The organism is Streptococcus sp. 11-4097 (genome assembly GCF_018215285.2).
Classification (GTDB): Bacteria; Bacillota; Bacilli; order Lactobacillales; family Streptococcaceae; genus Streptococcus.
This window is the reverse complement of sequence record NZ_CP185262.1, coordinates 1,671,049-1,696,939: the sequence shown is the minus strand read 5'-3', so window position 1 is coordinate 1,696,939 and position 25,891 is coordinate 1,671,049. Positions and strand designations below refer to the sequence as shown.

Below are 25,891 nucleotides of genomic sequence, written 5' to 3'. Positions count from 1 at the left end.
GACCTTACTCTAAGAAACAAATATTTTTTCTGCAAAACGCTTGACATATTTTTGAAACATGATAAAATAAAAGTCGTAGGGCGAATAAAATCGCTTTCAAACAATAACAAAATTCTATAATAAGGAGATTTTTGCTATGGATTATAGTAAAGTTGCTGCCGAGGTCATTGAGGCTGTCGGTAAGGATAATCTTGTAGCTGCAGCACACTGTGCAACTCGTCTTCGTTTGGTATTGAAAGACGAATCAAAAGTGAATCAAGCAGCTCTAGATAATAATGCGGATGTCAAGGGAACTTTTAGCACTAATGGACAATATCAAATTATCATTGGTCCTGGTGATGTTAACTTCGTGTATGCGGAAATCATCAAGAAAACTGGTTTAAAAGAAGTTTCGACAGATGATTTGAAAGAGATTGCTAATAAAGACAAAAAGTTCAATCCATTGATGGACTTGATTAAACTTTTGTCAGACATCTTTGTTCCTATTATCCCTGCCTTAGTTGCAGGTGGTCTCTTGATGGCTTTACGTAACTTCTTGACATCACCAGATTTGTTTGGACCTCAATCAATTGAAGATATGTATCCTGCAATCAAAGGCTTCTCAGCTATGATTCAATTGATGTCTGCTGCTCCATTTATGTTCCTCCCTGTTTTGGTTGGTATTTCAGCAGCCAAGCGCTTTGGAGCAAACCAATTCCTTGGTGCGGCAATTGGTATGATTATGACCACTCCAGATTTGGGTGGCAAAGAAGCCTTCTGGGACATCTTAGGTTTCCATGTTACACAAACAAACTATGCTTATCAAGTTATTCCAGTCCTTGTTGCAATCTGGTTGTTAGCAAATTTGGAAAAATTCTTCCACAAGAAATTGCCATCTGCAGTTGACTTCACTTTCACACCGCTTTTATCAGTGATGCTTACAGGCTTCCTTACCTTTACAGTTATCGGTCCTGTTATGTTGGTTGTGTCTGATGCGATTACAAATGCGATTGTATGGTTGTACAACACAACAGGTGCCTTTGGTATGGGTCTATTTGGTGGAACTTACTCACTAATCGTTATGACAGGTCTTCACCAATCATTCCCAGCAATCGAAACACAATTGTTGTCTGCTTACAATAATAACGGTACTGGATTTGGAGACTACATCTTTGTTGTTGCTTCAATGGCAAACGTAGCACAAGGTGCGGCTACTCTTGCAATCTACTTCTTGACAAAAAATGCTAAAACAAAAGGATTGTCAAGTTCGGCTGCTGTTTCTGCCTTCCTTGGTATTACAGAACCTGCTCTCTTTGGGGTAAACTTGAAATACAAATTCCCATTCTTCTGCGCCCTTGCTGGTTCAGCAATTGGTGCCTTCGTAGCAGGTTTAACTCACGTTATTGCAGTTTCATTGGGAGCGGCTGGATTTATTGGATTCCTTTCTATTAAGGCTGCTTCAATCCCTATGTATATAGTTGCGGAAATTATGTCCTTTGTTGCCGCCTTTGCTTTCACTTATTTCTACGGGAAAACAAAAGCAGCTAGTGTCTTTGCTGATGAAGCAGCCACAGCAACTGCAGAAACAGTTACTGAACCTACAGTAGAAGCACCAGTAGTGGAAGAGACTGATACTCTTCAAAATGAAACACTTGTAACTCCTATCGTCGGTGATGTTGTCGCTCTTGCTGATGTCAATGATCCAGTCTTCTCAAGTGGAGCTATGGGCCAAGGTATCGCTGTGAAACCAAGTCAAGGTGTGGTATATGCACCAGCTGATGCGGAAGTTTCAATCGCCTTTCCAACAGGACACGCTTTTGGTTTGAAAACAACTGATGGTGCTGAAGTCTTGATCCACGTTGGTATTGACACTGTATCTATGAATGGTGAAGGTTTTGAAGCAAAAGTTGCTCAAGGTGATAAGGTTAAAGCTGGCGATGTTCTTGGAACCTTTGACTCAAACAAAATTGCTGCAGCTGGTCTTGATGATACAACAATGGTTATCGTTACAAATACAGCTGACTACGCTTCAGTAGCTCCAGTCGCAACAGGTTCAGTTGCGAAGGGGGATGCTGTGATCGAAGTGAAAATCTAATCAATCCTCTCTAATGTGAAAACGAACAAATGACATGTTTGTTCGTTTTTGCTTGAATGGTAAGATTTACAGAGGAAAATCTAAAAAATAGAGAAATTTAGACTTTCGAAATATGCTATAATAAAGAAAATAAAAACAAGAGGTTTATCATGACAAAATTATATGGAAGCTTGGAAGCGGGCGGTACAAAGTTTGTCTGTGCTGTCGGTGATGAAAACTTTAACGTTGTAGAAAAAACACAATTTCCAACGACAACTCCAATCGAAACAATCGATAAAACCATCGAGTTCTTCTCAAAATTCGATAACCTTGCTGGTCTTGCAGTTGGTTCATTTGGTCCGATTGATATTGATAAAAACTCAAAAACTTATGGCTTTATCACGACGACTCCAAAACCAAACTGGGCAAATGTGGACTTGCTTGGTGCCCTTCGTCGCGCCCTCAACGTGCCAATGTACTTCACTACAGACGTAAACAGCTCTGCTTATGGTGAAGTGGTTGCCCGTAACAATGCTGGTGGCCGTATCGAAAACTTGGTTTACTACACAATCGGTACAGGTATCGGTGCAGGTGTTATCCAACGTGGTGAGTTTATCGGTGGTGTGGGTCACCCTGAAATGGGTCATTATTATGTTGCTAGACACCCAATGGATATTGAAAAAGAGTTTAAGGGTGTTTGTCCTTTCCATAAGGGATGTCTGGAAGGCTATGCAGCTGGTCCAAGTTTGGAAGCTCGTACAGGTGTACGTGGGGAAAATATTGAACTCAACAACCCTGTTTGGGATGTTCAAGCCTACTATATCGCTCAAGCTGCGGTCAATGCTACAGTGACTTTCCGCCCAGACGTGATTGTCTTTGGTGGAGGGGTCATGGCTCAACAACATATGCTGGACCGTGTCCGTGAGAAATTTACATCTCTTCTTAATGGCTACCTACCTGTACCAGATGTGCGTGATTACATTGTAACGCCAGCAGTCGCAGGAAATGGTTCTGCTACACTTGGGAACTTTGTTCTTGCAAAAGAAGTTTCAAAATAAAGCACAAAATCCGCTTGGGAAACCAAACGGATTTTTTACGTGTCAAAGCATTTGCCAGAAAAAGTCAATAATATAGGTCAGACCGTAGGTATAAACCACGAGGGTAAAGGGCTTAGTCAGAATGATGATGGTCATATAGCGCTTGAAGCTCATCTTGGTCAGGGCAGCCAGCATACAGAGAAAGTCAGCTGGACTAATGGGCCAAATCATCATAAAGATAAAGAAACGGTCAAAACGATTGCCCTTATCCAACCAACCGATGTACTTGTCGTAGGTGCGCTTGCTGACGACGGACTGGACAAAGGCAGCTCCATAGAGGCGCACCAGATAAAAGATAATGGCACAACCAATGACGATGCCGATATAGTTGTAGATAGTCCCGATGATGTGCCCGTAGATAAAGACCCCAGCCACCGAGGTCAAGGCTCCAGGAATGATAGGGACGACCGTTTGTAAAATCTGTAAAAAGATAAAGAGAGGTGGTCCCCAGATACCTGCCTGCTGGATAAAGGCAGAGAGGGTTTCCTTAGACTGTAAAATTCCAGCCTGATAAGCCCAAATACAGAAAATCAAACTCCCAACCCCACCGACAATCGATGAGATATTGATAACTTGCTGCAGAAGGGGAGAAACAGCTTTCATTTGTTTATCCTGTGACATGTAAACTCCTCATAGATAGTATAACTCTACTATACCATATTTTAAGGAGAAAGACTACATGGGATACTTCGTGTGACTTTGCCTCAAGTATGGTAAAATGGGAATATCGCGATCTGCTGATTTATCACGCAAACCTTGTCGGTCTGTTTGGTATAGAAAATGTGAGAGCAGAACAGCAGAAGGAGCGTTAGCATGAAGAAAAATAAGCGCTGGAACAGTGCGCCGCCGAAGATGCAATCTTCGTTTAATGGGGTTTGAGGTTATGCCTCAACAAGCAGAAAACATAGGAATCCGCGAAAGCGGGTTCCTTTTGTTTTTGTGCCTTTGTATGTACAAAGGCATTGCTTGCCAAAGAAAGAAAAGATGCTGTAATTCCCCTTTCGACAACCTTGACTTTCATTGACAAAACGCCTAATTTGTGCTAAAATAATGCAGTAGTTATGTACATTCAGAGCCAAGGAGACGATGAATATGACATTTGCAGAAAATATTAAACAGACGAGGCAACGCCTATTCTACTCACAAGAGGTGTTTGCAAAAGAACTTAATGTGAATTTAACAACGGTAAGCCGTTGGGAGACAGGAAAAAGCAAACCCAATATGTCTACCATGCGGCAAATAAAAGAATTTTGTACCAAATATAATGCTGACTACGAACCGCTTGAGAGTAGTTGGCTTGCTTTTGAGCAAGAGGAATAAAGAAGGGATAGGAGAATTGTTATGCCAAGTAGAATCCCCGGCGAGGGCAAGTACAATTTTATAGATTTGTTTGCAGGAGCTGGTGGGCTGTCTGAAGGATTTATTCAAGCAGGTTTCAATCCTATTGCTCATGTAGAAATGAATCCGTTTGCGGCTCAAACACTGGTCACAAGAAGTTCCTATTATTATCTAAAGCAAGCTAAGCAGTTGGACATTTATTATCAATACTTGCGTGGGGAGATGACACAAGAAGAGTTTTTGCAGAAGATTCCTAAACGTATTAAGAAAACCGTGATATGCGAGACAATGTCAGATACCACTCTCCCTGGCATTTTTAAGACAATAGACGGAATTATGAAAATCCGAAACATTCAAAATGTAGATGTGGTAATTGGTGGGCCTCCTTGCCAATCATATTCTCTTGTTGGACGCGCACAGAGTAGTCACATGAATCATCCTATGTCCGAAGATCCAAGAAACGAGCTATATAAACTGTACGCGAGAGTTTTGAAGCGCTATCAACCCAGAATGTTTGTTTTTGAAAATGTAATGGGTATCTCATCGGCAAACGAGGGAGCAACCTTTAAGAATTTGACAAAGTATCTTCGCAGAGTTGGCTATGAGATTGAGTGGCGTGAACAAAATTCTAAGCATTTCGGGGTTTTGCAGAATCGTCGTCGAATGATAATTATTGGTTGGCTAAAAAACAGCGGTATGGCATATCCGGATTTTTTGAAAAAGGAAAGCTCGTTTACTGTGAACGATTTACTGGCTGATCTTCCCAAATTGAAGCCAGGTCTTGGAGCATCCGAATACAAAACTAAAACATGGAGCAAGTGTGTATCTGATACAGAAGTTAGGACAGTGGATGATGTTCTCACGCTTCATAAGAGCCGTCCTAATAAAGACCGTGATATTGAAATATACAAACGGGCAATAGATCTATGGAATGATGGACACAGGCGCCTTAATTACAACGACTTGCCTGAAGAATTAAAAACGCACAAGAATAGACATTCCTTTGTAGATCGCTTTAAGGTTGTTGAGGGTGATGAGTCCTGTTGTCACACTGTGCTTGCACATCTTTCAAAGGATGGACACTATTTTATTCATCCAGATATAGAACAGCACCGTTCCATTACCGTGCGTGAAGCTGCTCGTATCCAATCATTCCCTGATAGTTATTTTTTTGAAGGCCCAAGAACAGCGCAATTTGTTCAAGTCGGTAATGCCGTTCCTCCACTTATGGCAAAAGGGATAGCGTTGGGGATAGCTGAACAATTGGAACACAGATAGGGGTGATGATGATGGAGGGCAACTTGCTTTTAGAACAATACGGAAAATTCAAAAAAGCGGAATTGGAGGAATCTCCGTTTCGATGCTTGTTGAACACGAAAATTGAGATCAATCCCCATCAGATCAATGCGTTTTGTGCTGCAATTCAAGCTCTAAAAACAGGCGGTATTGTCCTTGCTGACGAAGTTGGTCTTGGTAAAACTATAGAAGCAGGTCTTACAATAAAGTATGTTTTGGATTCGGGAGCAAAGCGAGTTTTAATTGCACTTCCGGCAACCCTCCGCAAACAATGGGAAGTTGAACTTGAAGAGAAATTTAGTCTCAAGACAACCATATTGGATCGTCTTACGGTGGAGAGCAATTTGAGCTTTTGGAAGTCTTGCTTGGAAAACAGAGATAAAGTCAGGATTGTGATTACTTCTTATGACTATTCTTCAAAGTTGATGCAGCGCTTTCCTAATCTGAAGTGGGATTTTATTATCATTGATGAGGCTCATAACCTACGCAATGTATTTCATGGAACGAAAAGAGCAAAACGACTGTATGAGCTTTCAAAAGGCATTCCCAAAATATTGCTTACAGCCACACCGTTGCAGAACTCGCTATCTGATCTTCATGGGCTGATTTCGTTCATTGATCCTCGGATTTTTGGGAGCGAGAAGGTTTTTAACAAAAGATTTATTGAGGGGCAAGATTATCCAGAATTAAAAAGAGAACTTATCCCGGTTCTATACCGAACACTTCGACGGGATGTTGGAAAATATATGGACTTCAAAAAGAGGGAATGTAGAACGATTGACTTCGCACTTTCTCCTGATGAAGTTGAACTATACATGAGGGTGAATAACTTCCTGAAAAGGGATGTACTATATTCGATTCCTAATGCAAATAAGGGACTTATAGTGTTGGTTATCCGTAAGTTGCTTGCCTCATCGAGCTATGCTCTGATTGAAACTTTTGAGGTGTTGAAGAACAGACTTCAGAAGTTATATGAGGGTACAAAGTCAGCAAATGCCCAAGATGGGTTTGCTCTATTCTGGGATTTTATAGAGGATGAAATTGACGAATCCGCTTTTGAGGAAATTGATGATGAGGACACGCTGTTTCAGAAACAGCAGATCCAGGCGGAAATGGACGAGGTTGATGCAATCATCGAGACAGCAAGCCGTATTCAAAGCAACGCAAAGATTAAAGCTTTGAAAACTGCGATTCATACGGCTTTTGAATATCAAGGAAAGCAGAATATTCCTCAAAAGGTTGTTGTATTTACGGAATCAAAGCGAACTCAAAAGTACATTGCCGCTGAGTTGTGCAAAGACGGATTCGAGGAAGATGATATTCTGTTGTTTAATGGCGACTTTAATGACGCTATGACAAAAGAAATATACCGTGCATGGCAGGTAAAAAATTTTGGTAAGACAAACTATGGCCGTAGTGTTGAGTATAAACACGCCATTGTCGATTACTTCAAAGAACACTCCAAAGTTCTTATCGTAACAGATGCCGGTTCGGAAGGTTTGAACTTACAGTTTTGCAATACTGTTATAAACTACGATCTCCCTTGGAACCCGCAGAAAATCGAGCAAAGAATTGGTCGTTGCCATCGTTATGGGCAAAAATATGATGTTGTTGCTATCAACCTGTTGAACACAGGCAATGAAGCAGATCGCCGTGTTTACGAAATTCTGTCCAAGAAGTTTGAACTGTTTGATGGCATATTTGGAGCCTCCGATATTGCTATTGGTGCATTAGAATCGGGAACAAGTTTTGAAAAAACAATTCTTGATATTTATCAGCATTGTAGAACAAGGGCAGAATTCAAAAAAGCATTTGATAGATTGGATAGACATCTTGATGCAAAGCGCAATAAGAAAGCTGTTCAACTCCGTTCTATTTTGATGACAGATAGCGATGAAGCGAAGGGCGCCGCTTTGGAAAGGACAAAGAACGATATTGACCGGTATTTACAACAAGTCGATTTTTGGTCTCAGGTGGCAGAACCTGATGTGGAAGGAAATCTGAGCTACTGGAAAATTGATAACTGGGGTGAAAAAACTTTCGGTTCACATGGGACTTTGTTTGTCGGTGCATTTTGTAAGTCTAACAATGAGATGCTTTTCCCAGTTCTCCTTCTTTGCGATGACCGAGGACGATATATAGACTTTACGGAAGATGATATTGTTCAGGCACTTGAGACTGTGGATGACGATGATGTAAGATACTTCAAACCTACTAACGAAGAGATGGATTCATACAGGAACATTTATGACACACTGGTTCAAGAAATGTTATCTAAGTATCAGGCGGCATCTAAGCCGGTGATGAACTATAACAAACGCAAGGTGGAAAACTGGGCTGACATTCAAAGAGAACAGTTGAATATCCAGATTGCGGAGATGAATGCAGAAATTGATGAGTTGTCTGCCGAAGCAACCGCTGCAAAGGATTTTTTGGAGAAGGTTGATATTCGCAAAAAAGTTGATGAAAAGAAGAAACAACTTCAGAAGGTTCAAACAGCATTCCATCAGAAAGTCGCTTCCATCCAAGAAGAGGCCGAAAGGGAAATTGCTGAGTTTAACCAGCAATTTGATATACAGCCGATTTTGCTTGTCAATGTCGTGCTAAAGTTCTAACAGATAAGGAGACACAGGAATGGAACACAAGGGAAAACTGGAACTGACCTGGGTCGGGAAATATGATGATAAAGTAATCGAACCTCGTATTTTGATGGAGGATCGAGAGAAATCATATGGAGATCCTCGAAGTGAAAATATGCTGATTCATGGAGATAACTTAGTAGCGCTACAAGCACTTCAGCAGGATTTTTGCGGCTCTATTAAATGTATTTACATTGACCCTCCGTATAACACTGGAAGTGCATTTGAACATTATGATGATAACTTGGAACATAGTATATGGCTTAGCTTAATGCGAAAGAGACTTATTCTTCTCAGAGAATTGCTTAGCGAAGAAGGCACAATCTGGATTCAGATTGATGATGAAGAACAGGCATATTTAAAGGTGCTTTGTGACGAGGTTTTTGGACGAGGAAATTTTGTAAATATGATTTCTGTCAACATGAAGAATATTGCTGGAGCATCTGGTGGAGGTGAAGATAAGCGCCTGAAAAAGAACTGCGAGTATGTTCTTATATATGCCAAGGACTACACGTTATTACCTCTCTTTAATGGGCCGTATGTTTATACAGAAATGTCTGAGCTTATCCAGCAATATCTCGATGAAGGAAAAAGTTGGAAATATACATCAGTGTTGGTTGATCCAGGAAAGAAGGAATATATAGGGTCTACTGTTGATGGGGTTGGAAATGAAATAAAAGTCTATCGTCGAGTGGGCGTGCAAACTATGTCTGTTAACCAACTTGCCAAAAAGGAGGGGCTTACCACCAAGGACGCATATAGAAAGCATGGAATAAATGTGTTTAGGACGACTAATGCTCAAACTTCAATAAGAACCAGAATTATTGATTATCGAAGAGAAAATGATATTCATGATCAATATCTCTCGATAGAGTATACCCCACGAACAGGCAAAAACAAGGGTACGGTATATGAGCAATTTTATAAGGATGATGGCTGTAATCTGTTGGTTTGGCTAAGAGATACATCGGAAATAATTGATGGCGAATTGTATAAGAAAGATCTTCAAGGAACCTATTGGGATATGAATGCTTGGATGAAAAATTTAACTAAAGAAGGTTCTGTTGAATTTGGCAATGGGAAAAAACCTGAACAGTTAATTCGGCAGATTTTTGAAATGACGACCGAACCAGGAGATTGGGTCTTGGATTCTTTCTTGGGTTCCGGAACAACAGCGGCTGTTGCTACTAAAATGGGTCGAAAATGGATTGGTATTGAACTTGGCAACCATGCCTACACTCATTGCAAGGTGCGCCTTGATCGGATTGTAAATGGTGAAGATGCTGGTGGTATCACAAAAGCAGTAAACTGGGAAGGAGGAAGTGGCTATCACTTCTATGAGCTTGCGCCAAGTCTGCTAATTAAGAACGAGCGTTTGCCGATTTATCAGATTAACCCAGAGTACACATTTGAGATGCTTTGTGAAGCTATTTGCAAGATTGAAGGATTCAAATATAAGCGTGACGGTGTGTATCACGGGCATTCGTCGGAAAAACGATTCATTCATATTACGAAGGAATTTGTGAATGGCGAATATATTCGCTCTATTGCAACGACCCTCGGTGAGAATCAGTCGCTGTTAATATATAGCACAAAAGTGCAGTCTGATTTGAGATTGCCGGATAACATTGAAGTAAAGCGTATTCCGAAAGATTTATTGGACAAGTGTACATTTGAAAGTGAGGTGCGATAATGGCTGATATTGTAACAAAAATTGGATACGCCATGAGTCTGCGCAAACCCCAGCAGGAAGCACTTTCCTATCTGAATGCCATCAGTACTCACTGTGATTATAAAAAGGATAGTAAGGCAGTTATTGAAGCAGTGGCAACGGAACATTGTGAGAAACAGCGTAAAATCAAGGTTGATGATAAGTTTGATTTTCCATCTTTCTGTTATGCCATGGCAACGGGTATTGGTAAGACTCGTCTGATGGGAGCTTGTATGTATTACCTCTACAAGACTAAGGGGTATCGTCACTTCTTCATTCTAGCACCAGGAAATACAATCTACGAAAAACTGCGGAAAGAATCAAACCCCAATCACCCGAAGTATATCTTTAAGGGATTAGAGGCGGAGATGGGGCGTCCAAAGGTTTATGATGGCGAGAATTATGATTCTTATCCTGTTAGATATGAGCAGATGAGTCTTCAGTTTGAAAAAGGCTCTGAGATTGAACTGTTCATCTTCAACATCGGAAAGATTTTCAATAGCAAAACGGACTCCCAGTTTAATTTTCATAAATTCAAAGAAACTCTTGGTATGTCATTTGCTGAGGTACTGTCCAGTTTTGATGACCTAGTAATTTGCATGGATGAAGCACACCGTTACTATGCGCCTGCTTCCATGAAGGCAATAAACTTCTTGAAGCCGGTGCTTGGTTTGGAGTATACTGCAACACCTAAGTCTACCAATAATGTAATTTACGCTTATGATCTTGCCAGAGGAGCCGTGGAGGGTTATCTGAAAACACCTGTGGTGATGGGAAGATCGAACATGGCGGGTTATAGCGCTGAGGACATCGAGGAGATGAAAATCCGTGATGGATTGATGCTTCACGAACATCGTAAAGGTGTCATTCGCCAGTTCTGTGATGATAATGCATTATCGTATGTAAAACCCATCGTTTTGATTGCTTGCCGCGACACAAACCATGCTAAAGAAGTCCGAGCTTTGATTGATAGTGATAACTTCTTGAAAGGCAAATATAAGGGGAAAGTAATCGAGATTCATTCCAATATGAAAGGTGATGAATCAGAGGAAAATATTCGACTGCTGCTTTCGATTGAAAACGCACAAAATCCTGTCGAGATTGTCCTTCATGTCTATAAGCTGAAAGAAGGTTGGGATGTCAACAACCTATTTACCATCATTCCTTTGAATGCGGCAAAGAGTGACATCTTGGCAATACAAACTATTGGTAGAGGACTTCGTCTACCTTTTGGACAGGCTACCGGTAATGAGGATATTGATACCTTGGATATTGTTGCCCATGATCATTACCGCGAGTTGGTTGATGAAATAAAAAACAGTGATATTTTCAAATATCGTGATTTGGACAAAACTGTGGTTGAACCTTCGGACGCCGTAGATATCAGCAGTCCTGTTGATGAAGGCCAGCTTAATATTTTTGATTTTGCTGTAATCGATACAGGTGTAAAATCATTTGCCGAAATCAGCACCAATACCCAAACACAGCAGGACCTGTATGCAGCTTATCTGAAGGCTTTTGGAGCTACGAAGAAGAAAGAAGTAGATTCTTCCGGAAATGTGCAGATGACATTGGATCTGCTTTTCGATGTGGGGACTGGTGAACCTGATAAGAAGAATGACGGAATACCGGAAACATTGGAGACAACGGAGACAACCTCAACCACCAGTAAAGGAAAGAAGTCACTTTCAAAGGATGAGTTTATTCAGAAAATCAAAGAATACTCTGGCAAAGCAATCTCTGTTCCGAAAATCTTGGTTCAGACGACATCTGAAGTGAAATTCAAGCGGTTTGAAGTCAAGAGAACAATACCAGATTTTGAGGTTGCTATAGCAAAAATTGAAAGATTTGATGCTATAAATCAGCAGCTTCTGACTGCCGTTGACGCGCAGATTCTGGAGATTGATGATGCTCTGAATACACTGGCTTGTATGCTTCTTGACTCGATTAGCGAACTGTCCTATGAAGATGCGGATTTTATCATTGATGTGGTAGAGCAGTATCTTGCTCAGATTGAAGGTGATGAAGAGGATAAACGGAAAATCGTTCGTCGTTATGCGTCTTTGATTGTATCTGATATTAGAAAACAGATTTTTGAACATACTGAACGCAAGACAGAGGACATCCATATTGTTCAGAAAGACTTGATTCTGTTCCGCAAGTTTGTCAAGAATGTTAAAAAGGATGGTCGTGTTCATTTTGACAAGCCGTTTACCGATAAGTCGAACATAAAGAAATACTTGTTCACAGGTTACAAAAAAGCCTACTATACCGAAAATTCTTTTGATAGCGACACCGAACGCTTGTTTTCTATCATTCTTGAAGAAGATCCAGATGTAATCCGCTGGATTAAACCACCGCTGAATCAGTTGGGGCTTTTCTGGAAAGCTGGTCAACAGTACAATCCTGATTTCTTAGTAGAAACGACGAGCGGTAAATTTATGGTAGAGGTAAAGGCTTCTAACGAAGTGACGGCAGATGATGTGGTTGCGAAAGCTCGCGAAGGAATCAAATGGTGCCACTTTGCATCTACGGTTGACCCAGACCATAAAGTGTGGGAGTATCGTTTGATTTCTGATGACAACATTAAGCTTGGTAGCACCTGCAAGTACACTTTAGGTACAGCTCATAAGATCGAGGAGGGATAAACTATGCCGGATAGATTTAAGTATTCAGAAGTGCGGCAAGAGATTATCAACGCACTTAGAACTGATTTGATGGGGCCTCAGTTCGAGAATGAGATATTGGATGAAAACCCCAAAAGCTCATATATTATCGGAATGCTTGCTTCCCAGATCGAAGAAAGAGAATCTTCCACTGCTGGAGAGCAAGAGGTAGATTCTGACATTGCGTATGGGGATTCTGAGGATTATACAGCTGGCGAGGATGATAATGAACCCATAATGACCACCAGCTTCAAGTTACCAACTTCAATCGGTATAAGCTTCTATATTGCTTCATCTACGAAAGCAATCAATATTGATGTAAAATGGGGCGACTATGTTCGTTCGGTTGAGAAGCGGGTTGGAAAAGATGGCAAGGAGTTTAACCATGCCAGTTATACCCGACAGCCAATGGTATCCACAATCGTTGTTGATTTCGATTCGTTTGAAAAAAACACAGAAATTCGCCTTCAGGAAGATTCCAATGTCATCGTCCACATTTCCAGAATCCCTTTGAAAACGGGATATTCCTTGGTAACTGCGTATGTCATGAATAGACGGAAAAATTCCGAAAACGAAGTTGAATCAATGATGTTCCAAGTTGAACTTAAAGCATATTCGGAAAATGGAGATAGAGTATTCTTTGCGGAGAATATTTGCCGTGATGTACTTGCAGAAGATGAGTTCTATTTTGAACAGCGTCCTATTTTAGGTCGTGGCAGAAACTGTGCAGCAACATGGGATGATGCAGTAGAAGGAGGAACCTCATGGGTGAAATCGGATTTTATCCCAGAATATGAGTTTCCTGGCGTAAGTGCTGCTTTGAAGGGCTTTGATAAGTTCTTTTTCTCAATGCGATTCATGTCCAATCCAAAAAACAAGGCAGGTATCTTTGAGAGATTAAATGTTTTAGCTGATTCTTATGGAAAATGGATTCAGGAAAAACTAATTTCGGATGATAAAATGTCCAATGCTGATTTCAAAGATAAAATCGGCGATAAAGTAATTTCCCATTGTAGTGAAGCGTTGGATAGAATCCGTGAAGGCATTGCATTGATTATAAATGATGAAGTTGCTTTTGATGCATTTTGCTTTATGAACCGCTCCATGTTACTTCAGAGAAATATCATGAGCTATTCTAAAAAACATGGTGCTGGCATAGAATGCAACTTTAGAGATTTTGTAGACCCAAGAAAGCCTGATACAGATTTTGGCTGGAGACCATTCCAGATTGCGTTCATACTAATGAATTTGAGTGGAATTGTTAATCCAGAACATAAAGATCGAGATGTAGTTGATCTGCTGTATTTCCCGACCGGTGGTGGTAAAACTGAGGCATATTTGGGCTTGATGGCGTTTGTGATCGCTAATCGAAGATTGCGCGCCTCTGAAGCATCTGAGTATAACGCTGATGGTGGAGTTACCGCAATGCTTCGCTATACGCTACGCCTTTTGACGACACAGCAGAGAGATCGAATTACGAAAATGATTGTTGCCGCTGAACTTATTCGTCAAAAAACATATCCTAAGTATGGAAAGGAACCTATTAGTATTGGTTTCTGGGTAGGTGGCGGCGTAACACCTAACAAATTTGATGAACTGGTTGAAAAAGCTGATAACCCGGGCGAAGCAAAAAGAAAACGCAATCTGCTTTATAAGCAGCTGTTGACTTGCCCGTTTTGCGGAAAACCTCTTACGGAAGATGAGTTTTATATTGACCCTGACAGAAAATCTGTTGCTATTTATTGCGCAGATAGAAATTGTATGTTCTATAAGTACAAACAGGATCGCATTCAGATTCCAGTGTATCTTGTTGATGAGGAAATCTATGCGAAATGTCCGACTATTATCTTGTCTACTGTTGATAAATTTGCCCGCCTTCCTTGGGATGTTAAGACAAATGCGCTGTTTGGAAGAGTTGATAGGGTTTGCAGCCGTGATGGGTATGTTGCCATTGGTGAAGAACATAAACGACACAATAAGACGCAAGAGCTTCCCACTTCAACATTAACTCCGATTCGACCGTTTCTTCCGCCTGAGCTAATCATTCAAGATGAGCTTCATTTGATCACTGGGCCTCTTGGAACGGTTTATGGTGCATACGAAACTATTATTGAGGATATGTGTACTTATGGCGATAAGAAGATTAAGCCGAAGTATGTGGTTTCAACTGCTACTATTAAAAACGCATCTGAGCAGACAAGGTGCCTTTATGCACGAAAATCAACTGCACAGTTTCCTCCTAACGGTTTTGAAATCGGTGACAGTTTCTTCATCAATGAAATATCCACTAAAAATGACCCGTTCCGAAAGTATGTAGGAGTTTGCGCACCAGGTCAATCCGTAAAGACTACACTGTTAAGAATGTATGCAATTATACTTCAGACTTCTTATCAACTTGCACAGCAGGATGAATACAAGGATGTGATTGATCCGTACTATTCCTTGGTAGGATATTACAACAGTATTCGAGAACTTGGCGGTGCAGTACGTTTGTTACAAGATGACATTCCGAAGCGAATCTATAGAATTAAAACGAAATACAATATGGATAAGGTTCGTTATCTCAACAAGAAGGTTGAGATAACTTCCAGAATGTCCTCCTACGAGATTCCGAATAAATTAAGACAGTTGGAGGCTACCTGTGATTCAAATGATTGTCTCGATACAGCCGTTGCGACCAATATGATAGCGGTCGGTATGGATGTTGACCGTCTTGGGCTAATGGTCGTAACCGGACAACCAAAGCAAAATTCTGAGTATATTCAAGCAACAAGCCGAATTGGTCGCGCTTTCCCAGGACTAGTCTTTACGCTTTATAACCCATATCGTCCTCGCGATTTGTCGCATTACGAGAATTTTACTGGCTATCATTCGCAGCTATATAGATTTGTTGAAGGTACAACAGCAACTCCTTTCTCTGCAAGAGCAAGAGACCGCGTAATGCACGCTCTAATAATTTCTGCAATTCGGTTAAAATATCCAGAAATGGCATCTAATGAGGGTGCTGCTGATATTGCTGCTCTTTCCGATATACAAATGTCCGAGATAAAGGCTTTAATCCTTGACCGGCTTAATATAGTTAAACCAGAAGTAAGACTCGATGCTGAGAATGAAATTGACCAGTTTATTGATTGGTGGAAGATGCTGGCAGCACAAGGCAAACCTTTGCGTTACTATGTTTATGGAACTGATAAATATAACCGCCTTATGAATTATTACGGACAGTCATGTAAGGATACCGAGAAGGCTACACTAAGCTCTATGCGTGAAGTGGAAAACGCGGCAAATATGTTCTATTACACGGAGGAGTAAAATGACAGGATACGATAACAATAAATTGGGCGAACTGCGCCCTAATCAAATTATTACAACATTCGGCCCAGGTTCGATTGTTGATGCTGTCAAGGATTCGGTAACGGTACTTGATATTAACTATTGGAAAGAAAAGGGCAAAAAAATCATTGACGGAAGACTGGCTTCCTATCTTGGAGTTGACTGCTTTTATATGCCCCGAACTTCATATTCTGGTGATGTGCCGGTAATTTCTTTCCCTTCCTTTCATGTGTGTTCAAATTTGAAGTGTGGTCGTCTTTTCGATGCACGGGATAACTTTGACTTGGAACGATATTTGAGGTTCGGAGTTACTTGCCCAGATTGCCACAAACCTGCATATCCGTCTCGATTTATCACTATTTGCGAAAAAGGTCACATGGATGATTTTCCGTGGAGTTATTGGGTTCATCGTGGCACGACCAACTGCAAAGGAAAGTTAAAAATGTACTCGACAGGAAATACTTCAACGCTTGCGGATATGTGGGTTGAGTGTGAACTGTGTGGCGTCAAAAGAAGCATGAGCGGAGCTACGCAAGAAGATAACTTTAGCGAATTGCGCTGTTCAGGTCATCATCCTTTCCGTCCGAGATCAAGAAATGAAAGATGCGATAAAAAGGTAATCCCATCACAGAGAGGTGCATCAAATGTCTATTTCTCTGTAAGCAGGAGTGCTATTTCTATTCCGCCGTGGGTTAATCCTTTATACAATTTAGTCGATGAACATCTTCATGATATCGAACTTTTGAAGGATGTAATGGGAGATGATGGTGTAACTGCCGCATATAAAAAGTATTTTGCTGAAAATTATTCTCGCGCGGAGTTTGATGAAGCCCTAACTCGTAGATTGAGTAATATAACAGAGTTCAAAGAAATTAAGCAGATGGAGTATGATGCTATCACTCATCATAATGATCCTGCTTATGCTTCTAATAAAAAACACTTCAAAGCAGAGGAGGACAGTTTGCCAGCATATCTGAAACCATATTTTAGTAGGGTTGTCAGAATCACTCGCCTTCGTGAAGTGAAAGTATTGCTTGGATTTACTCGTGTAGATGCACCTGATCCGGATGCAGATGTCCAGGCTAATGTTGTTTATCTTAATAAAGGAAAAAGTGAAAAATGGTTGCCGGCGGCCGAGGTCAATGGCGAAGGTGTTTTCATCGAGTTTAATAAAGAGACATTAGAGAAGTGGCTTGCTATTCCGTCAGTAAAGGCATTTTCCCAGAGATACGAAGAGTGCTATGAAGAGTTCTGCAATGCTAAAGGTTGGACATTAAATGTAAAGAGAAATGCAACCTATGTTTTAATGCACACTTTCGCCCATTTGCTAATTAAGCAAATGTCGATGGCATCTGGATATTCATCTTCGGCAATACGAGAAAGAATCTACTTTAGTGAAAAAATGACTGGCATTCTCCTGTACACAGGAAGTGCCGACAAGGAAGGGTCATTAGGAGGCTTAGTAGAGCTTGGTAACATTGGGAAATTAGTTCCTTTGATGAAAGATGCATTCCAAGAGGCGCTTCTCTGCACTAATGATCCGGAATGTATGAGCAATGCTCCGGCTGGAAATAACCTTAACGGAGCAGCCTGCCATTCCTGTTGTATGATTTCTGAAACAGCCTGTGAAAATGGAAACCGTATGCTTGATCGTGGCTTGGTAGTACCCATTGCAAGTCGCGAACGAGAGTCGTATTTCAGAGAGTTGGTGTGTGAGCTATGTCAACTGGAAATGTGAATTTAGATATTTTACTTGGTCAAATTGAAGCGGACAGAATCGCGAATACAAAACAGTCCATTCCGCAAATAATGAAACGATACCCTTCCTTGTCTCAGAAACAAGCAGAAGATATATATCAATTAGTTACAGCGGCCTCTGCTGAAGAAAAGGCTGTAACCGCTTCATTAGTAACTACGGTACCTCCATCTTTTTCTGTAAGAGCAAAATCAACAAAGAACACTGTTGAAGGGATGATTCGGAGAGCAAAACGAAGTGTTTTGATTACGGGATATTCGCTGTCCGGATACTTTGCTGACCTTGTTGATGTTCTTATTGAGAAAAGTCAAAAGGGTGTTTATGTGAAATTCTTTGTGAATAACATCGAGAACCAAAAAGGTTTTGATAAACTTTGCCGGTACAAAGGAAGATTTTTGCATATATACAATTTTGCGGGAAGTAATGATTCTATGGCCGCTTTACACGCAAAGGTGATTTCAGTTGATGAACAACAAACACTAATTACATCAGCAAACTTATCCTATCACGGACAAGAAGGAAATATTGAGCTTGGTACACTTGTAGATTCAAAAGAAATTGCTAAGCAAGTCGATGATATTTTCACTCATCTGGTTTTTACTAAGGTTGTGAAGGAAATATAGCAACCAGTTTGAGATGAGGATGCCGCCGCACAGGTATATCAATACTTGAGCGGCGGTATTAAATTTTGCTGGAAAATGGAGGAAAACAGAACAATCATTTCTATTACGACCGAATGATAAAACTACTTCGTTACACTTTATACCGAATAATACGCAAATACACGATAATACTATATAGCCTATTCGTACTAACGCTGCTGCGTAGTTTCGGTATAAAATTATAGTGTAGCGAGGTGGTGAATGATATGGATTTGATAGCCCGTATTTCGGAGCTTCTCGATGAACACAGGTGATCAAAATATCAGCTCGCAAAAGAAGCAGACTTGTATGAATCCACGATCTCAAGCATAATGAAGCGTGGTAACAAACCAACAGTTTCTACGATTGAAAACTGTTGTGCTTTCGGTTGCTGAGTTTTTCTATGATGATCTGCGAACAAAGGTTTTTTCACTGGAAGAGCGTAAACTCATTTCCGATTGGAGGAACCTTAGCCCTGAAATGAAAAAAGCTGTTACTGCTATGATTGCTGCGGCACAGGCGGAAGCGAAGGAGCTGTCACAAACTAAAAAATGCGACCGTACAATGTAGTATGGTTGGTCACGAACAAGGATTGTTCGGTCTGCAACACTCATGTGCTAGAACCAATTAAGAATCATAGTTGTAAACTCCTTATGATGCTATTGAAGGATGTTTCGGTTATGAAAATTAAAACAGGTTCAATTCAAATGAAAATTAATCAAGAAAATATGAACAAAATTGTAGTCCCTGCAATTCCGTTGGAATTATTATTTGAGATTAATCAAAAATTAGAAGTAATTGATAAACAGCAACTTAATTTAATCGAAGAGAATAAACAACTCACCCAACTGCGCGATTGGCTCTTGCCAATGCTGATGCATGGACAGGTGAAGGTGGAGCGGTAGGAAGTTAAAAATTTTTTTATATAAAATGCTATCAAGGAGGTGTGTGAATATTGTCTTGTGTAATTGGAACCGTATTTAAAAATTTCGTAATCATTTCAGGAGATATGCGTCTTAGCAAAGATTCAGGTGAAACTGTCAGCGATAAATACTCTAAAGTGTTCAAGGTAAATCAAAATGTATTGGTAGGATTTACTGGTTCAGGTGATGCTGTAGATGTTTTAAATAAAAATGGTATTTTTGACAAAGATGACTGTCCAAGTGCTGAAGACTATCTAGAATTTTTATGGCTTTTACTAGGTAACAGAGTGATAAATGAACCGAACCATTGTAATATATTAGTTTTGGGAAAAAGTAAAACAAATTATGGTTTTGGTGGAAACTTTCATATGTCAGATGATAATATTCAAAATCAGCTACATTTAACAGATCACAGAAACGTATGGGCTCCTATTCTGACACCTCCAGATGTTGATTACGAGTATTATCAAGATTTAGTTCGTTCAAATGTACAATATATTATTGCTGAACAAATAAATTCTCCTGTATTTAGTAGAGGGTTGGCAATTAAGAAAATAAAAGAAATACATAGAGAAATTATTCTTGAAATTTCTAAAAAAGATAAATCAGTTAATAGTAATATTGAACAACACGTGATTAAATGGTGAATATGACTAATAAAATTGTTGAATACAAAGACCTAATTGCTTTTCATCCAGGTCAGTATGTTGAGGAGTTGATTGAAGATTATAACCTAACGCAAAAAGAATTTGCGGAGCGTTTGGGAGTTTCTGAAATGAAGCTCGGTAAATTAGTGAATGGTGAGGAATCAATTAGTAATGATATTGCTCGGAAGTTAGCAAAGGTCACTAATATCTCGATGATAACTTGGCTCAATCTTCAAAATGCATATGATGTAAAAATTGCGGAGATTGTAAAGCAAAAATGAGCTTGTCTAAGACTCCGAGTAATAAATTTCTGATACAGTCTTTTATTCACATCAAGAGATAGTTTTATAAGAAATGACAATTTACAGGAAAATCTAACTAGTCTAATATGGTAGAATAGAATATAAAGATTTTACTTAAAGTTTTGTCTAGAAAGGAAAACCATGACACCGACTTATGAAATTGATAATCCCAGCCTCTCTTATCAGACCAAGTTAGACTTATGGGAAACGGGATTTGGTTTACAAAAGGTAGATAATCTAGAGCCGTCGCTGTATATGAGAGAGCTAGCAGAGCAAAATTCTCAAGGAAAGTTGACTTATCAAGAAGTTTATGACCAAGTAACGACTTATCACCAAGAGAAGGATGATAGTACAAGAGAAGCAGACCTTGTTGCTATGAGAATTGTGGAACTCTTGTCCTCTAATGCCTTTAAATTTGCTCCAACAACATTGAAATTGATTCATAGAGAACTTTTCTTTGGTCTCTTACCACATGGCATTCCCTTGGGAGAATACCGCTCTTATAACATTACAAAAAATGAGGCTGTTTTAAATGGAGACAGTGTCATTTATGATGATTTTCGCACGGTAGCAGATAGTTTGACCTATGATTTTCAGCAGGAAAGTCAATTTGACTATCAAGGAAAATCCGAGATTGAGGTAGTGAAGCATATCAAGACTTTTATTTCAGGTATTTGGCAAATTCATCCTTTTGGAGAAGGAAATACTCGAACCATAACAGTATTTTTGATTAAGTACCTTAGAACTATGGGATTTCAAGTAGACAACAAACCCTTCCAAGAAAATGCAAAGTATTTTCGAGACGCTCTTGTTCTTGATAATGCGAAGCTTTTCCAGAAAAAAACAGAATATCTGGAACGATTTTTTGAAAATCTCTTATTAGGTGGCCAACATGATTTAGAAATAGACTAAGAGATGAACGATTTATTGTGCATTTTGAGTTAGAAATTATTCCCTCTTTTGAAAATAGGAATGGTCATATGGGGCGAATGGGTTAGAGTCTTATCTTGTAGAGCATTACCAGATAATAAATGCAGTAGCACAAGAATTGACAGGCTTGAGTGTAGCAATCATTCGTCGCTATCTCCAACTATTTGTAAATCAAGGTTTATTAGAAAAATCAGGCTCTACAAAAAATACTATTTATTCGCTCATAATTCGCTCATTTTTAAGATATAACTTTGTTTCCATGTTTCCTGGAAACTGATAGAAAACAAGGAGAAATATGGAAAATAACAACCAACGTGCCCTTTGCCAGCAACTCTGGGCGGAAAATAAATACCTTGTTTTGAGCCATTCCAGCAATATTTACAATGAGATTCGCCAGTATCTCAAGAATGAAGAGGTGGAGGTGAGTCAGGTTCAGGAGATGATTGACCGTGCCTGCCAGATTCCAGAACACAGGGGTCAGGTCTGCAATGCCTTTCAGCATATTTGGGGCTATTTCAAAAAGAAAGCGACAGATGCTGAACGTAAGGACTACATGCTCTTGCTGGATCGCTACCGCTTTGGTCAGGCTTCCAAGGGAGACTTGACTGCTAAGATTCGAGAGTTGCTTAATCGCTATCCCAATACCTACTTGCAACATTCGACTTTACTGAAAGGAGACTCCCATGAGACTTTGGCATGAGGACTTAATTTCACAACTTCCCCGTCCTCAACTCTTGGGGCAGCATCGAGAGTGTTGCGCTCTACGTGGCAATGGCTGGGGTAGAAAGCATGCGACGGTGGACTATGTCTTTACTCACTCGCCTTATCGTCTCTATGCCTATCATGACTTGATCATGGAGGAGATGGCTAACCGAGGCTTTAAGGTCAGTCCAGAGTGGCTGGACAAGAACTACCGAGGTAAGACCTGCCCTCCTTATCAAGACTTAGCAGAGGAAAAGCTGAAAAGTCCAATCTATAGCGAACATGACGCTGCCTACTATAAGGAGTGTCTGGCAAATCTCCGAGAGAAGGGGATTGAGCTATAGTCTTTTCTAATAACAAGCCATAGTCACTTATAAGAATTACTAATAACGTGTTTTAGCATTCTAACAAAAATACAGCAAAAAACAAGTTACACAAAGGATTTGAGTCATTTTTCTCAGGTCTTTTTCTTTTGTCTAAAACGGAGATATAGTTTCAAACTATATCAAAGCCTAATTTTTTACAATTATACAGACGCTTTCTTTTCTGTTAAGATAGTTTCAACAACAAATTTTGGAGGACACATCATGTCAACTACAATCATCGGTTTCCCTCGTTTGGGCGAATTCCGCGAATTAAAATTTACAACTGAAAAATACTTTAGAAAAGAAATCTCAGAAGAAGAACTCTTGGCAGCCGCAAAAGACTTGCGTGCTAAACACTGGAACATTGTCAAAGAAAAAGGCATCACTGAAATTCCATCAAATGACTTTTCTCACTATGATAACTTCCTAGATGCAGCATTCCTTTTCAACGTGGTACCTGCTTCAGTTCAAAACTTGGACTTGTCTGACCTTGAGCGCTACTTCGCTTTGGGTCGTGGTTACCAAGGAGAAAAAGGGGACGTTCGCGCCCTTCCAATGAAGAAATGGTTCAACACCAACTACCACTACATCGTTCCTAAGTTTGAAAAAGAAACTCAAGTCAAACTTGCAGGTCACAAGATTTTTGATGAGTTCCAAGAAGCAAAAGAACTTGGATTGAACACTCGTCCAGTTCTTGTAGGTCCATTCACTTTCCTTCAATTGTCAGACTTTGAAGAAGGCGTGAAAGCAGAAGACTTCGTAGACAGCTTAGTGGCTGCTTACCAAGAAGTTTTTGCTAAATTGGCTGAACTTGGTGCGACTCGTATCCAATTGGATGAAGCTGCTCTTGTAAAAGACTTGACAGTTGAAGAAAAAGCTCTCTTCTTGAACCTCTACAACAAACTTTTGGCTGACAAAAAAGGTCTTGAAGTCTTGCTTCAAACTTACTTCGGTGACGTTCGTGACGTTTACGCTGACCTTGTGAAATTGCCAGTAGATGCTATCGGTCTTGATTTCGTTGAAGGTAAGAAAACTCTTGAATTGGTTAAAGGTGGTTTCCCAGCTGATAAGACTCTTTATGCAGGTATTGTCAATGGTAAAAACATCTGGCGTAATAACTACGAAAAGAGCTTGGCTGTTCTTGAACAAATCCCAGCTGAAAACATTGTCTTGACAAGCTCATGCTCACTTCTTCATGTGCCATTTACAACAGCTAATGAAGAATTTGAACCAGCTATCTTGAACCACTTTGCCTTTGCAGTTGAAAAATTAGATGAGATCCGTGATTTGGATGCTATCCGCAATGGTCAAGGTGAAGAAGCACTTGCAGCCAACAAAGAACTCTTTGCGACTGAGCGTGTTGGTGAAAATGCTGAACTTCGTGCGCGTATCGCTGGTTTGACTGATGCAGACTACACTCGTTTGCCAGCCTTTGCTGAACGTGAAGCTATCCAAGAAGAAGCTTTCAAACTTCCAGCTCTTCCAACAACAACTATCGGTTCATTCCCTCAAACAAAAGAAGTTCGTGCGAAACGTTTGGCTTACCGTAAAGGTGAATTGTCTCAAGAAGAGTACGATGCTTTCCTTGCTGAAACAATTGACGAATGGATCAAATGGCAAGAAGATATCGACTTTGATGTCCTTGTTCACGGTGAATTTGAGCGTAATGACATGGTTGAGTATTTCGGTCAAAACTTGTCAGGTTACCTCTTCTCTAAAAATGGTTGGGTACAATCATACGGTATGCGTGGGGTGAAACCACCAATCATCTGGGGTGATGTAACACGTCTTAACCCTATCACTGTCAAATGGTCTAGCTATGCACAAAGCCGTACAAACAAACCTGTTAAAGGTATGTTGACTGGACCTGTTACCATCCTCAACTGGTCATTCCCACGTGAAGACATCTCTATCAAGGATTCAACTCTTCAAATCGCCCTTGCTATCAAGGATGAGGTGCTTGACCTTGAAGCTGCTGGTGTGAAAATCATCCAAATCGACGAGGCTGCTCTTCGTGAAAAATTGCCACTCCGTCGTAGCGACTGGTACGAAGACTACCTTGACTGGGCAATTCCTGCCTTCCGCTTGGTACACTCAACAGTAGCGCCAGATACTCAAATCCACACTCACATGTGTTACTCAGAATTTACAGATATTATCCCAGCTATCGACAACATGGATGCAGATGTTATTTCCTTTGAAGCTAGCCGTTCAAACCTTGAAATCTTGGACGAACTCAAAGCGAAAAACTTCCAAACAGAAGTGGGACCTGGGGTTTACGATATCCACTCACCTCGTGTGCCAAATGAAGGCGAAATCGACAACACAATCGAAGCCATTCTTGCTAAAGTGCCAAGCAAGAAAGTTTGGATCAACCCAGACTGTGGTTTGAAAACACGTGGTATTCCAGAAACAAAAGAAAGCTTGATTCGCCTTGTTGAAGCAGCTAAAGCTGCGCGTGAGAAATTATAAGATAGGATTTCTCAAGAAGTGCTGTTTGGTCAATCTGCCTGTTTCACTTGGATTCTAGGAATCCAGCTAACGAAAAATCAACTAGAAAAGGATAATGACTATGTCACGCCAAACACCGTCACTCTCATTTGAAGTGTTCCCTCCCAACCCAGCCGTGGGTAATGATAACATTATTTCTGCTCTTCAAGATATGCAGGAGTTGGCTCCTCACTTTATCAGTGTAACTGCCAGCAATAATAAATTTAATATCAAGGAAACGACGGTCCGTTTGGCTGACTTTATCCAAAATGACTTGGCGATTCCGACTATTGCTCACTTGCCAGCCATCTATTTGACTAAGGATAAGGTTGCTGAAACGATTGCAGACTTGGACAAGGTTGGGGTGCAGAAAATCTTGGCTCTTCGTGGGGATATTATTCCTGATGTGGAACCACAAAAGGATTTCCGCTACGCAACTGACTTGATCGAGTTCATCAAGGAACAAGCCCCTCACTTTGATATTGTTGGTGCTTGCTATCCAGAAGGACACCCAGATTCGCCAAATCAGATTTCAGATATTCAAAATCTTAAGAAGAAAGTGGATGCAGGTTGTTCGAGTCTTGTAACTCAGCTTTTCTTTGACAATGAGCGCTTCTACGATTTCCAAGACAAGTGCATCTTGGCTGGGATTGATGTTCCCATTCATGCAGGGATTATGCCAATTCTGAATCGAAATCAGGCTCTCCGCCTCTTGAAGACTTGTGAGAATATCCATCTTCCACGCAAATTTAAAGCCATCTTAGACAAGTATGAGCATGACCCTGAGTCGCTCAGAGCAGCAGGACTTGCCTATGCAGTGGACCAAATCGTGGACTTGGTAACTCAGGATGTTGCCGGTGTGCATCTCTACACTATGAACAATGCTGAAACAGCAAAATATATCCACCAAGCAACCCATGCCTTGTTTAATCACCAGTCTCTAGGATAATAAAAAGCAAACCATTCTTCTCAGGTGAGGGGAATGGTTCCTTTTTAATGGTA

Annotated in this window: 19 protein-coding genes and 1 pseudogene; 19 read left to right on the top strand and 1 reads right to left on the bottom strand. The window is 40.4% G+C overall.

Annotated elements, in window-relative coordinates; genetic code table 11:
* Window positions 1–136: 136 nt before the first annotated feature.
* Entirely contained in the window at window positions 137–2,074 is a 1,938-nt protein-coding gene (locus KB197_RS08415) for a sucrose-specific PTS transporter subunit IIBC (protein ID WP_084925696.1), read from the top strand.
* A 149-nt stretch (window positions 2,075–2,223) separates the two neighbouring features.
* Window positions 2,224–3,111, top strand: coding sequence for a fructokinase ScrK (gene scrK, locus KB197_RS08410; protein WP_000164310.1), 888 nt, complete (start codon window positions 2,224–2,226; stop codon window positions 3,109–3,111).
* Window positions 3,112–3,153: 42 nt separating this feature from the next.
* Here the strand turns inward: scrK and KB197_RS08405 are convergent, their stop codons facing one another.
* Window positions 3,154–3,771 carry a TVP38/TMEM64 family protein gene (locus KB197_RS08405; protein ID WP_000076168.1) on the bottom strand — a complete coding sequence of 206 codons (618 nt, stop codon included), beginning with the start codon at window positions 3,769–3,771 and terminating at the stop codon, window positions 3,154–3,156.
* 471 nt (window positions 3,772–4,242) lie between these two features.
* Here KB197_RS08405 and KB197_RS08400 point away from each other — a divergent pair, with 471 nt between their 5' ends.
* The 17 genes and pseudogenes from KB197_RS08400 to metF all read left to right on the top strand — a co-directional run bounded on the left by KB197_RS08400 (window position 4,243) and on the right by metF (window position 25,838).
* Window positions 4,243–4,470, top strand: a complete 228-nt coding sequence (locus KB197_RS08400; RefSeq protein ID WP_000141636.1) for a helix-turn-helix domain-containing protein — start codon at window positions 4,243–4,245, stop codon at window positions 4,468–4,470.
* Window positions 4,471–4,491: 21 nt separating this feature from the next.
* Window positions 4,492–5,766: a DNA cytosine methyltransferase gene (locus KB197_RS08395; protein WP_064276610.1), complete on the top strand. Its 1,275-nt coding sequence runs from the start codon at window positions 4,492–4,494 to the stop codon at window positions 5,764–5,766.
* Window positions 5,767–5,789: 23 nt separating this feature from the next.
* Window positions 5,790–8,399, top strand: a complete 2,610-nt coding sequence (drmD, locus tag KB197_RS08390) for a DISARM system SNF2-like helicase DrmD (protein WP_212573643.1) — start codon at window positions 5,790–5,792, stop codon at window positions 8,397–8,399.
* A 19-nt stretch (window positions 8,400–8,418) separates the two neighbouring features.
* A complete protein-coding gene (locus KB197_RS08385) occupies window positions 8,419–10,116 on the top strand; it encodes a site-specific DNA-methyltransferase (protein ID WP_064276608.1) in 1,698 nt (565 codons plus the stop codon).
* On the top strand, window positions 10,116–12,782 hold the full coding sequence (locus KB197_RS08380) for a DEAD/DEAH box helicase (RefSeq protein WP_064276607.1): 2,667 nt from the start codon (window positions 10,116–10,118) through the stop codon (window positions 12,780–12,782). Before KB197_RS08385 ends, KB197_RS08380 begins: the two co-directional genes overlap by 1 nt.
* Window positions 12,783–12,785: 3 nt before the next feature.
* Window positions 12,786–16,112 (top strand): DISARM system helicase DrmA, encoded by a 3,327-nt coding sequence (drmA, locus tag KB197_RS08375; protein WP_212573642.1) that lies wholly within the window; start codon window positions 12,786–12,788, stop codon window positions 16,110–16,112.
* Between the two features lies 1 nt (window position 16,113).
* Window positions 16,114–17,871, top strand: coding sequence for a DUF1998 domain-containing protein (drmB, locus tag KB197_RS08370; RefSeq protein ID WP_064276603.1), 1,758 nt, complete (start codon window positions 16,114–16,116; stop codon window positions 17,869–17,871).
* Window positions 17,853–18,512, top strand: a complete 660-nt coding sequence (locus KB197_RS08365) for a phospholipase D-like domain-containing protein (RefSeq protein WP_064276602.1) — start codon at window positions 17,853–17,855, stop codon at window positions 18,510–18,512. The genes drmB and KB197_RS08365 overlap by 19 nt, the downstream gene beginning before the upstream one ends.
* A gap of 384 nt (window positions 18,513–18,896) precedes the next feature.
* Window positions 18,897–19,100, top strand: coding sequence for a hypothetical protein (locus KB197_RS08360; RefSeq protein WP_212573641.1), 204 nt, complete (start codon window positions 18,897–18,899; stop codon window positions 19,098–19,100).
* Between the two features lie 110 nt (window positions 19,101–19,210).
* Window positions 19,211–19,435, top strand: coding sequence for a hypothetical protein (locus KB197_RS08355; RefSeq protein ID WP_253170913.1), 225 nt, complete (start codon window positions 19,211–19,213; stop codon window positions 19,433–19,435).
* A 104-nt stretch (window positions 19,436–19,539) separates the two neighbouring features.
* Window positions 19,540–20,100: a hypothetical protein gene (locus KB197_RS08350; RefSeq protein ID WP_421127574.1), complete on the top strand. Its 561-nt coding sequence runs from the start codon at window positions 19,540–19,542 to the stop codon at window positions 20,098–20,100.
* Window positions 20,101–20,102: 2 nt separating this feature from the next.
* Window positions 20,103–20,378, top strand: a pseudogene (locus tag KB197_RS08345) (HigA family addiction module antitoxin); the annotation flags it as partial.
* Between the two features lie 165 nt (window positions 20,379–20,543).
* Window positions 20,544–21,314 (top strand): Fic family protein, encoded by a 771-nt coding sequence (locus KB197_RS08340; RefSeq protein WP_064276594.1) that lies wholly within the window; start codon window positions 20,544–20,546, stop codon window positions 21,312–21,314.
* A gap of 313 nt (window positions 21,315–21,627) precedes the next feature.
* The gene (locus KB197_RS08335; protein WP_064276592.1) at window positions 21,628–22,032 is read left to right on the top strand and encodes a YbgA family protein; all 405 of its coding nucleotides are present in this window, start codon (window positions 21,628–21,630) and stop codon (window positions 22,030–22,032) included.
* Window positions 22,016–22,378, top strand: coding sequence for a TIGR02328 family protein (locus tag KB197_RS08330; protein WP_064276590.1), 363 nt, complete (start codon window positions 22,016–22,018; stop codon window positions 22,376–22,378). The genes KB197_RS08335 and KB197_RS08330 overlap by 17 nt, the downstream gene beginning before the upstream one ends.
* A gap of 243 nt (window positions 22,379–22,621) precedes the next feature.
* Window positions 22,622–24,871, top strand: coding sequence for a 5-methyltetrahydropteroyltriglutamate--homocysteine S-methyltransferase (gene metE, locus KB197_RS08325; RefSeq protein WP_064276588.1), 2,250 nt, complete (start codon window positions 22,622–22,624; stop codon window positions 24,869–24,871).
* 100 nt (window positions 24,872–24,971) lie between these two features.
* Window positions 24,972–25,838, top strand: a complete 867-nt coding sequence (metF, locus tag KB197_RS08320; protein WP_000089967.1) for a methylenetetrahydrofolate reductase [NAD(P)H] — start codon at window positions 24,972–24,974, stop codon at window positions 25,836–25,838.
* Window positions 25,839–25,891: the final 53 nt, after the last annotated feature.

What these genes read in the sequence shown, in the direction of transcription:
- KB197_RS08415 (WP_084925696.1), top strand. Translation starts at nt 137, where the DNA reads ATGGATTATAGTAAAGTTGCTGCCGAGGTCATTGAGGCTGTCGGTAAG.
- scrK (WP_000164310.1), top strand. Translation starts at nt 2,224, where the DNA reads ATGACAAAATTATATGGAAGCTTGGAAGCGGGCGGTACAAAGTTTGTC.
- KB197_RS08405 (WP_000076168.1), bottom strand. Translation starts at nt 3,771, where the DNA reads ATGTCACAGGATAAACAAATGAAAGCTGTTTCTCCCCTTCTGCAGCAA.
- KB197_RS08400 (WP_000141636.1), top strand. Translation starts at nt 4,243, where the DNA reads ATGACATTTGCAGAAAATATTAAACAGACGAGGCAACGCCTATTCTAC.
- KB197_RS08395 (WP_064276610.1), top strand. Translation starts at nt 4,492, where the DNA reads ATGCCAAGTAGAATCCCCGGCGAGGGCAAGTACAATTTTATAGATTTG.
- KB197_RS08385 (WP_064276608.1), top strand. Translation starts at nt 8,419, where the DNA reads ATGGAACACAAGGGAAAACTGGAACTGACCTGGGTCGGGAAATATGAT.
- KB197_RS08380 (WP_064276607.1), top strand. Translation starts at nt 10,116, where the DNA reads ATGGCTGATATTGTAACAAAAATTGGATACGCCATGAGTCTGCGCAAA.
- drmA (WP_212573642.1), top strand. Translation starts at nt 12,786, where the DNA reads ATGCCGGATAGATTTAAGTATTCAGAAGTGCGGCAAGAGATTATCAAC.
- drmB (WP_064276603.1), top strand. Translation starts at nt 16,114, where the DNA reads ATGACAGGATACGATAACAATAAATTGGGCGAACTGCGCCCTAATCAA.
- KB197_RS08365 (WP_064276602.1), top strand. Translation starts at nt 17,853, where the DNA reads ATGTCAACTGGAAATGTGAATTTAGATATTTTACTTGGTCAAATTGAA.
- KB197_RS08355 (WP_253170913.1), top strand. Translation starts at nt 19,211, where the DNA reads ATGAAAATTAAAACAGGTTCAATTCAAATGAAAATTAATCAAGAAAAT.
- KB197_RS08350 (WP_421127574.1), top strand. Translation starts at nt 19,540, where the DNA reads ATGCGTCTTAGCAAAGATTCAGGTGAAACTGTCAGCGATAAATACTCT.
- KB197_RS08340 (WP_064276594.1), top strand. Translation starts at nt 20,544, where the DNA reads ATGACACCGACTTATGAAATTGATAATCCCAGCCTCTCTTATCAGACC.
- KB197_RS08335 (WP_064276592.1), top strand. Translation starts at nt 21,628, where the DNA reads ATGGAAAATAACAACCAACGTGCCCTTTGCCAGCAACTCTGGGCGGAA.
- KB197_RS08330 (WP_064276590.1), top strand. Translation starts at nt 22,016, where the DNA reads ATGAGACTTTGGCATGAGGACTTAATTTCACAACTTCCCCGTCCTCAA.
- metE (WP_064276588.1), top strand. Translation starts at nt 22,622, where the DNA reads ATGTCAACTACAATCATCGGTTTCCCTCGTTTGGGCGAATTCCGCGAA.
- metF (WP_000089967.1), top strand. Translation starts at nt 24,972, where the DNA reads ATGTCACGCCAAACACCGTCACTCTCATTTGAAGTGTTCCCTCCCAAC.